At 74.6% G+C, this 9,073-nt stretch carries 6 protein-coding genes and 2 pseudogenes; 6 read left to right on the top strand and 2 right to left on the bottom strand.

The features are described from left to right. The 4 genes and pseudogenes from ACWD4P_RS36945 to ACWD4P_RS36930 all read left to right on the top strand — a co-directional run. A pseudogene (locus ACWD4P_RS36945) lies at positions 1-961 on the top strand (hypothetical protein); the annotation flags it as partial. Between the two features lie 1,030 nt (positions 962-1,991). Next, positions 1,992-3,587 carry a glutamine-hydrolyzing GMP synthase gene (gene guaA / locus ACWD4P_RS36940; protein WP_359828947.1) on the top strand — a complete coding sequence of 532 codons (1,596 nt, stop codon included), beginning with the start codon at positions 1,992-1,994 and terminating at the stop codon, positions 3,585-3,587. Positions 3,588-3,802: 215 nt separating this feature from the next. Then, positions 3,803-4,330 (top strand): annotated as a pseudogene (locus ACWD4P_RS36935) (DoxX family membrane protein); the annotation flags it as partial. A 48-nt stretch (positions 4,331-4,378) separates the two neighbouring features. Beyond that, the gene (locus ACWD4P_RS36930; protein WP_449782653.1) at positions 4,379-4,837 is read left to right on the top strand and encodes a QcrA and Rieske domain-containing protein; all 459 of its coding nucleotides are present in this window, start codon (positions 4,379-4,381) and stop codon (positions 4,835-4,837) included. A 28-nt stretch (positions 4,838-4,865) separates the two neighbouring features. Here the strand turns inward: ACWD4P_RS36930 and ACWD4P_RS36925 are convergent, their stop codons facing one another. Both ACWD4P_RS36925 and ACWD4P_RS36920 read right to left on the bottom strand, forming a co-directional pair. After that, positions 4,866-5,075 carry a hypothetical protein gene (locus ACWD4P_RS36925; RefSeq protein ID WP_359828945.1) on the bottom strand — a complete coding sequence of 70 codons (210 nt, stop codon included), beginning with the start codon at positions 5,073-5,075 and terminating at the stop codon, positions 4,866-4,868. Then, positions 5,072-6,553 (bottom strand): PspC domain-containing protein, encoded by a 1,482-nt coding sequence (locus ACWD4P_RS36920; RefSeq protein WP_449782651.1) that lies wholly within the window; start codon positions 6,551-6,553, stop codon positions 5,072-5,074. The genes ACWD4P_RS36925 and ACWD4P_RS36920 overlap by 4 nt, the downstream gene beginning before the upstream one ends. 263 nt (positions 6,554-6,816) lie before the next feature. Between ACWD4P_RS36920 and ACWD4P_RS36915 the strand changes: the two genes are divergently transcribed. Next, positions 6,817-8,151: an ATP-binding protein gene (locus tag ACWD4P_RS36915; RefSeq protein ID WP_449782652.1), complete on the top strand. Its 1,335-nt coding sequence runs from the start codon at positions 6,817-6,819 to the stop codon at positions 8,149-8,151. After that, the gene (locus ACWD4P_RS36910; protein WP_359828943.1) at positions 8,144-8,848 is read left to right on the top strand and encodes a response regulator transcription factor; all 705 of its coding nucleotides are present in this window, start codon (positions 8,144-8,146) and stop codon (positions 8,846-8,848) included. Before ACWD4P_RS36915 ends, ACWD4P_RS36910 begins: the two co-directional genes overlap by 8 nt. The last annotated feature ends 225 nt before the right edge of the window (positions 8,849-9,073 follow it).

Raw genomic sequence — 9,073 nt, 5'->3', positions numbered from 1 at the left:
GCTGGCGGTCACGGTGGGGCTGGCCTCGGTGACGGCCTTCGTGCTGGTCGCGGTCGACAGCGACAGCGGGGCGCGGACCGGGATCTCGCTGGCCTTCCTGCCCAACCTCGGCCTCACCCTGCTCGGCTTCGGATCGGGGGCGACCTTCCGGGCGCACTCAGGCCTGTCCGGCGGCGACGACTCCCGGAGCGAGAACTCCTGGGACGACCGCAGCACCGGGACCGACTTCTCCTTCTTCGACCTGCACGACCTGACCGGCGACTGGCGCTGGGCCGGCCTGCTCGCGCTCGCCTCGGCGGCCCTGCTCGGCTGGGTGGCCTTCCGGCGGGGGCTCGACCCGGTCGACCGGCTGCGCCTCGCGGCCCTGCACGCGGGGGCGCTGACCCTGCTGATGACCGTCTCCGGCGTGCTGATGACACGGACCATGTCCACCTCGGGCTGGACCGGCGCGGGGCGGATGGAGCTCTCCCAGGAGGAGTCGGCGGGGCTCGCGTTCCTGAGCGTGCTCGTGGCCAACGCGGTCTGGGCGCTGGTCGGCGCGCTGGCGGTGCCGCCGCTGCTGGCGGCCGTCCGCGGCCGGGGGGAGGGCGCGGCGAGCGGTGCCGTGCCGTACGCCGAGTCCCCGTTCGCCCGGGCCGGGGGGAGCACGGCGTACCCGGGGACGGTGCCGCCGGAGGTGCCGTACGCGACGCCGGCGCACGGCGTCCCGGCCCAGGGCGGCCCCGTGCCGGGCGGTCCGGCCCAGGGGGATCCGGCCCAGGGGGATCCGGGCTACGGCGTGCCGTCGCAGGCGGCCGCTCCGCAGGACGGGCCGTTCGCCCCCGGGAACGCGGTGAGCGAGGTGCTCGCCTCCCACGAGGAGCGGCCCGCCCCGGCCGGCGGGGCGCCGGTGCCCGGTGCGGTGCCGCCGCCCCCGGCCGAGGATCCGGTCGACCCGAGCGTCTGGCGCAAGCACCCCTGAGCGGGCGCTCCGGAAGGAGCGGCCCCGGCCGGCGTCCTTCGCCGGGGCGTCCCCGGGCGCGGGTGTCCCCGGGAAGGGCAAAGGGCCCCGCGGGGGAACGGGGCCCTTTGTCGTTCAGCACTCGGCGTCAGGGCCGCGCCGGTGCTGGGGTGACGGCGCCGGGGGAGGGGCGCCGTCGTGTCGGTTGGCTTCGTGGTGCGCCGCGCGGCTCCGGCGTGGGTGGCCGGTCGCACGCGGGGCGTGCACGCCCGTACGCGGTGGGTCGGGGCGCGGGTATGCGCCGGTCCCACGCTCACGGAGCGTGAAGTGAGGGCCGCTGCCGCCTCCCCTGCGGCACGGCTGCGGAGAACACCGTCGCGGGCCTCCTCGGTGGCCGTCAGGCGCCGGGAGAACCGCTTACAACGAGCATCGTGCTGGACGGAGGGCTCGCTCTGCAACCGGTTCGGCACAGTTCGGCACAGAGCATTTCCCCCCGGGGGCGCCATCGATGATCACGGTGAGTAGTGGATCGAATGGTTGTGGCGCACGGGGACGCGCGTAGCGGCGCGGGGCGGAGGGGAGGTGCGCCGGGCGCGCACCGGTTCGGACCGGGGGTGCGACGGCCGGTCCCGGGCGTCCCCGGACTCCGGCCGTCCCACCTCTCGGCCCAGTCGCGGCCGGGGTCGCTGTCCCCTGCTGGCCGGCCGCGGCACCCGCGCACGGTCCCACGGAACCGGCCGCCCGGCGGACCGGGCGGCGGCACCACGTGCGCCGGTGGACTGGGGTGGAACTCCACGCGTGGTCCTGCTGCCGTACGGCGGTGCCCCCGCGGGGGCGGGCGGCGCGTCTGGCGGACGCGGCGCGGCCGTACGTTCGTAGGAAGCAACGAACCGCGGCCCCGCCCGGTCACGGTTCATCGGACGGGCAGACGAGTGAAACCGGACAGCCCGGTAGAATCGGTGTCCAGACACCCCACACCGTCCGCAGCCGCAGCCCCGTAGGGGAGGCGGCCCCGTGTGACAACCTCGATACCGCTGCCGGAAGGCCGTCCGTGTCCTCTGCAATTCCCGTCCAGTCCGCGTCGGACAACGACCCCGTCCTGGTGGTCGACTTCGGCGCCCAGTACGCCCAGCTCATCGCCCGTCGGGTGCGTGAGGCGCGGGTCTACAGCGAGATCGTGCCGAGCAGCATGCCGGTCGCCGAGATGCTCGCCAAGAACCCCAAGGCGATCATCCTCTCCGGTGGCCCGTCGTCGGTCTACGAAGAGGGCGCGCCGCAGATCGACCGCTCGGTCTTCGAGGCCGGTGTCCCGGTCTTCGGCATGTGCTACGGCTTCCAGCTGATGGCCAAGCACCTCGGCGGCACCGTCGACAACAACGGCGCCCGCGAGTACGGCCGCACCCCGCTGACCGTCTCCCGCACCGGCTCCACCCTGTTCGAGGGCGTCCCGGCGCAGCACTCGGTGTGGATGTCGCACGGCGACGCCTGCTCGGCGGCCCCGGAGGGCTTCGCCGTCACCGCCTCCACCGACCTGGTCCCGGTCGCGGCCTTCGAGAACGACGAGGCCCGGCTCTACGGCGTCCAGTACCACCCCGAGGTGCTGCACTCCGACCACGGCCAGCAGGTCCTGGAGCACTTCCTCTACCGCGGCGCCGGCATCTCCCCGACCTGGACCACCGGCAGCGTGGTCGACGAGCAGATCGCCCTGATCCGCGAGCAGGTCGGCAACAAGCGCGCCATCTGCGGCCTGTCCGGCGGCGTGGACTCCGCGGTCGCGGCGGCCCTGGTCAACAAGGCCATCGGCGACCGCCTGACCTGCGTCTACGTCGACCACGGCCTGATGCGCAAGGGCGAGACCGAGCAGGTCGAGAAGGACTTCGTGGCCGCCACCGGCGTCCAGCTGAAGGTCGTCGACGCCTCCGAGCGCTTCCTGAACGCGCTGAAGGGGGTCTCCGACCCCGAGGAGAAGCGCAAGATCATCGGCCGGGAGTTCATCCGGGTCTTCGAGCAGGCCCAGGCGGAGATCGTCGCCGAGGCCGGCGAGCAGGGCGAGTCGGTCGACTTCCTGGTCCAGGGCACCCTGTACCCGGACGTGGTGGAGTCCGGCGGCGGCGAGGGCACCGCCAACATCAAGTCCCACCACAACGTCGGCGGCCTGCCGGAGGACCTCCAGTTCCAGCTGGTCGAGCCGCTGCGCAAGCTGTTCAAGGACGAGGTCCGGATGGTCGGCCAGGAGCTGGGCCTGCCGGAGGAGATCGTCCAGCGCCAGCCGTTCCCGGGCCCGGGCCTGGGCATCCGGATCGTCGGCGAGGTCACCAAGGAGCGCCTGGACCTGCTCCGCGACGCCGACGCGATCGCCCGCGAGGAGCTGACCGCGGCCGGTCTGGACCGCGAGATCTGGCAGTGCCCGGTCGTGCTGCTCGCCGACGTCCGCAGCGTGGGCGTGCAGGGCGACGGCCGCACCTACGGCCACCCGATCGTGCTGCGCCCGGTCTCCTCCGAGGACGCCATGACCGCCGACTGGTCGCGCCTGCCGTACGACGTGCTGGCGAAGATCTCCACCCGGATCACCAACGAGGTCCGCGACGTGAACCGCGTCGTCGTCGACGTCACCAGCAAGCCGCCGGGCACCATCGAGTGGGAGTGACCACTCCCGCCGGCCGCCGGGGCGTTCCGTCGCCCTGAGGCCGGTGCCTGAACGGTCGCGCCGTCGTTCCCGTACTGGAGGGAGCGACGGCGCGACCGTTTTGCGGTGCGGGCGCCGCTCCCCGGAAGGGACCTCCCACCGAAAGCGGGCGGGAGCGGGCAGAATGCGGACCGGACCCGTCAGGGAGTGGCGGGCGGTGAGGGAAGGTGTGAGGGATGTCGGAGGCCAGCAACCCGGTGCCGGCCGGCGGGGACGCGGCCGGCCGGGCCGCCCGGGCGGCACAGCGCAGGGCACTCGCGTCCACGTACGCGCTGCTGCCGCTGCGGCTCTTCCTCGGCGTCACCTTCGTCTACGCCGCCCTCGACAAGCTCTCCGACGCCCACTTCCTGGCCGGAGCGGGCGACCCGGCGTCCTTCGTCTCGCAGACCCAGGCCGCCAAGGCGGGCGGCAGCCCGATCTCCTTCCTGCTCGGCCCCGCCCTCGACCACCCGACCCTGTTCGCGCTCTCCATCGCCTTCGGCGAGCTGGCGGTGGGCCTCGGCACCCTGCTCGGCCTCTGGGGCCGGGTCGCCGCGCTCGGCGGCGCGCTGCTCAACCTCAGCCTGTGGCTGACCGTCAGCTGGAGCGTCTCGCCGTACTACCTCGGCAACGACCTGGCCTACCTGATGGCCTGGACCCCGCTGCTGCTCGCCGGCACGCCGTACCTGTCGGTGGACGGCTACCTGGCCCGCCGGGCCGGGCGGGACCGCGCGCGCGGGCTGGGCGAGGACCACGTCAAGCGCCGGGCCCTGGTGGACGGCGGCATCGCGGCCGTCGCGATCGGCGGGGCGGGGCTGCTCACCGGCTCGCTGACCCGCACCTTCGGCCGGGACAGGTCGGCCGCACCCGAGAAGTCGGCCGCCCCGGTCTCCACCGCCCCGGCGCCGGGCACCGCGGCGCCGGCCCCCACGGTGCCCGCCGCGAGCGTGCCGGTCGGCGGCTCGGCCCAGGTCAAGGACCCGGCCACCGGGGACGCCGTCTACATCGTGCAGCCCAAGGCCGGCCAGTACTGCGCCTTCTCCGCGGTGTGCACCCACGCGGGCTGCGCCGTGGACGCGCCGAAGAACGGCCAGCTGTACTGCCCCTGCCACGGCTCCCGGTTCGACGCCGCGACCGGCGCGGTGGTCAACGGGCCGGCGGTCAAGCCGCTGCCCAAGTACGCCGTCAGCAAGACCGGGGACCAGCTGACCCTGGGCCCGCAGCAGGGTTGAGGGCCGGGGCCGGCCGGTCGGCGGCCGGTCATTCCTCGCGGTCGGGCCGACCGCGCCTGGCCACCGCCGCGACGGCGCCGGCCAGGCCGCCGGCGCCGAGCACGAGGAAGGTGACCGGGATGACGATCCGCCCGTTCACCGACTGGTCGTTGACCGCCGCGACCAGGTAGACCACGGCGATCACGGTGAACAGCGCGCCCGCGATCAGCGAGAACAGGTCGATCCGGTGCTTCCTCACTGCTGGACCACCTTGATGTTGCCGAGCCCGATTCCGAGTTCGAGATTGAGGGTGCCCTTGCTCGGCTGCCCGTTGGCAGGGCCGATCGAGTAGTCGTGCCGCCCGGTGCTGTCGCCCTTCTCACCGGGGACGGAGACGTTGCCCAGGCCGACCCTGGTCACCACGTTCACCGTCACGTCGTCCGGTACGAGGACGGTCATGTCGCCGGTGCCGAGGTCGACCTTGGTGCCGAGGGTGGCCCCGGCCGGGTCGAGCGCGGACAGGTCCAGGTCGAGCTGCCCGGCGCCGAGGTTGTACCGGTCCCGAAGGTCGGCCGCCGAGGAGACGGTCCAGTCGCGGTTGCCGACGGCGTCGCGCACGGAGTTCGGCGAGTGGCCCACGAAGGCCAGCGCCAGGGTGAGCAGCAGACCGGTCACCGCCAGCCGGCGGGCCCGGCCGTACCTCGCGCCGACCAGCAGCGTCAGGCCCACCACCAGCAGCGCGGTGGCCAGCACCGTGGCGCCCAGCACGGTGGGGTTGTGGTGGCCGGCGGAGGCGGCCCAGACCGCGGTGGCCGCGCCGACCGCCAGCAGGAAGCCGAAGAAGCCGAGTGCCGAGCGCTCCCGGGGGCGCCGCGCGGCGGCGGGCTCGGGACGGGGCTCCGGGCTCTCCTTGCGCAGCGGGTCGCCCTTCGGCAGGTCGGCCCGCTGCCACCAGGGCTGGGCCGGGCCGCCGGCCGGCGGCACCGGGGTGCCGTACGGCGGCGTCGGCGTGCCGTAGGGCGGCGTCGGGGTGGCCGGGCCGGCGCCCCCGTACGGGTTGCGCTCGGGGTGGCGCGGGTCCCACAGGTAGCCGCCGGGGCCGGGCGGCGGGCTGTCGGCGGGGCCCTTCCCGGCGGCGCGGGAGGCGGCGGGACCGGCCGGGGCCGATCCGTCCTGCTCCGGCCGCGGCCAGCGGTAGGCCCCGGTGCCCGCGCTGCTCCCGGTGGCCCCGGTGGAGTCCGACTCGGGGAAGTGACGGTCGTACGGGCCGCCGCGGCGCTCGCGCCCGCGGCCCCGGCGGCGCTCCGGGTCGTAGCGCACGGCCAGGAAGACCAGGGCGGCGAGCAGCAGCAGCGGGAACATCTGGTCCCCGTCGTCCATCGAGGAGAAGAACACCCCGGTGCCGATCACGGTCAGCAGCACCGCGCCGACCGACTGGCCGTCCACCCGCCCGGTGAGCACCCGCTGGAGCTCGGTGCGCCCGCCGCGGCCCTTGGAGCCGTCGTCGGTCGGCACGATCAGCCAGGCCAGGCCGTACAGGAACAGCCCGAGGCCGCCGGAGAGGCAGAGCACCACCGTGACGACCCGGAAGACCACCGGGTCGATGTCCAGGTGCCGGCCGAGGCCGCCGCAGACGCCGGCCACCACGCGGTGGTGCTCGGCACGGGTCAGGGGCGGGCGGTCCGGTTCCGGCGGGGCGGCGGGCCCGGCCTCCTCGATGCGGGGGTCCTCGGTCATGGGCACCATCCTTCCGGCAGCGGACGGCCCGGCCCAACCGGGTGGACCCCTGTCCGTACCCTGACTTGTCCCTGATACGGGATGGGGACACACCCTGATGCGCCCGCGGGTACGCGCGTGGAACCATCGGTGGCGTGGCAGCCCCCGGTACCGATCCCCGATCCATCGCCCCCGACACCGCGTCGTCGGCCGGCGCCGACCCGAGCGCGCCCGACGGCGAGCGGCCGCCCTACCGGCGGCTCTACCGCAGTCCGCAGGGGCGGATGCTGGGCGGCGTCGCGCACGGCCTGGCGGTGCACCTCGGGCTGCCGGTGCGGTGGGTGCGGATCGCCTTCGTCGTGCTCTTCTTCGCGCAGGGGATCGGCGCGCTGCTGTACGCCGCGTTCTGGTTCGTGGTGCCGATAGGCATCGGCGAGCCCTCGCAGCGCGGCGGCGCCCAGTGGGTGTACGTCAACGGGGTGTTCGTCCCGGCCTCGCCCGGGCTGCAGGGCGGCCTGCTGGACAAGGGCGGCCAGGCCGCCGGCTGGGTGGGCCGGATGCGCCGGCTGCTCCAGCACACCCTGCAGGGCGAGCCGGTGACCGCCCCGGCGGAGGGCGAGGAGGCCGCACCGGCCGGCAAGGGCGGGCAGGGAGGCCTCGGCCAGCTCGCCGCCCTGGTGATGACGGTGATCGGCCTGATCGCCCTGCTCAACGTGCTCGGCCTGCAGACCGCCAAGCCGTACACCTGGCCGCTGCTGGCGATCGGCGTCGGCGTGGCGCTGGTCTGGCGGCAGGCCGACGACTCGCGCTGGCAGCGCTGGTTCGGCATCGAGGAGGGCGAGAAGCGGCGCGGCGCCTACACCCGGGTCGGCGCGGGCGTGCTGCTGGCGGTGGCCGGCACCATCGCGCTGCTCGCCATGCAGGGCAGCGGCTCCACGCTCGGCTCGGTGGTCGAGGCCTCGCTCGCGGTGCTGGCCGGCGTGCTGGTGCTGCTCGGCCCGTACGGCCTGCGGCTGTGGCAGGACCTCGGGGCGGAGCGCACGGCCCGCATCCGGGCCCAGGAGCGGGCCGAGATCGCCGCGCACATCCACGACTCCGTGCTGCACACCCTGACCCTGATCCAGCGCCGGGCCGAGGACCCCAAGGAGGTGCTGCGGCTGGCCCGCTCCCAGGAGCGCGAGCTGCGGCTGTGGCTGTACCGCCCGGAGGCCGCCGCCGAGGCCGCGCCGGACACCATGGCGGAGACCCTGCGGGCCGCCGTCGCCGAGGTCGAGGACCGGCACGGCGTCCCGGTCGAACTGGTGATCGTCGGCGACTGCCCGATGGACGAGCGGATCGCGGCACAGATGCAGGCCGCGAGGGAGGCGACCGTCAACGCGGCCAAGTACGGTGGCGGGGGACCGGTCCAGGTCTACGCCGAGGTGGAGGGGAAGACGGTGTCGGTGTTCGTCCGCGACCACGGCCCCGGCTTCGACCCCGACACGGTGCCCGAGGACCGGATGGGCGTACGGGAGTCGATCATCGGCCGGATGAAGCGCAACGGCGGCACCGCTCGGGTGCGGCCGGCAGCGGGCGGCGGCACGGAGGTCGAGCTGGAGATGGAGAGAACGGATGACTGAGGCAGCTCCGATGGGAGTCCCCCCGGCCGGAGGCCGGGGAAGCACGGCCAGAGTCGTGCTGGTGGACGACCACCGGATGTTCCGGACCGGGGTCAGGGCCGAGATCGGCCGCACCGAGGTGACCGGCATCGACGTGGTCGGCGAGGCCGACGACGTGGACTCGGCGGTCCGCGTGGTCGCCGAGACCAGGCCGGACGTGGTGCTGCTCGACGTCCACCTGCCGGGCGGCGGCGGCGTCGAGGTACTGCGCCGCTCGGTCGGGGTGATGGGGGAGCAGGGCGGGGTGAAGTTCCTGGCGCTGTCGGTGTCGGACGCCGCCGACGACGTCATCGGCGTCATCCGCGGCGGCGCGCGCGGCTACGTCACCAAGACCATCACCGGCACCGACCTGGTGAACGCGATCTTCCGGATCGCCGACGGCGACGCGGTGTTCTCGCCCCGGCTGGCCGGCTTCGTGCTGGACGCCTTCGCCGCGACCGACACCCCGCCGGTGGACGAGGACCTGGACCGGCTCACCCAGCGCGAGCGCGAGGTCCTGCGGCTGATCGCCCGCGGCTACGCCTACAAGGAGATCGCCAAGCAGCTGTTCATCTCGGTGAAGACGGTCGAGAGCCACGTCTCCGCCGTCCTGCGCAAGCTGCAGCTCAGCAACCGCCACGAGCTGACCCGCTGGGCCACCGCCCGCCGCCTGGTCTGAGACGCCCCGGGAACCGCAGCCCGTCCGCCCGGATCCTCCGGGGCGGGCGGGCGGGCTTGTCGGTCGGTGGCCATAGACTCGATGTGCCATGAGTAGCCTCTTTGACGACCTTCCGCTCCCCGGTTTCGAGGCCCCCGCCGCCGGGTCGAAGCAGCCCGCCGCTCCGATCGACGAGGAGCCCCCGCCGTACGAGGAGGACGCCCCGTACGACGCGTACGAGGAGGC

It is taken from the genome of Kitasatospora sp. NPDC002543, from assembly GCF_053594915.1.
This window is presented reverse-complemented; position numbering and strand designations above follow the sequence as displayed.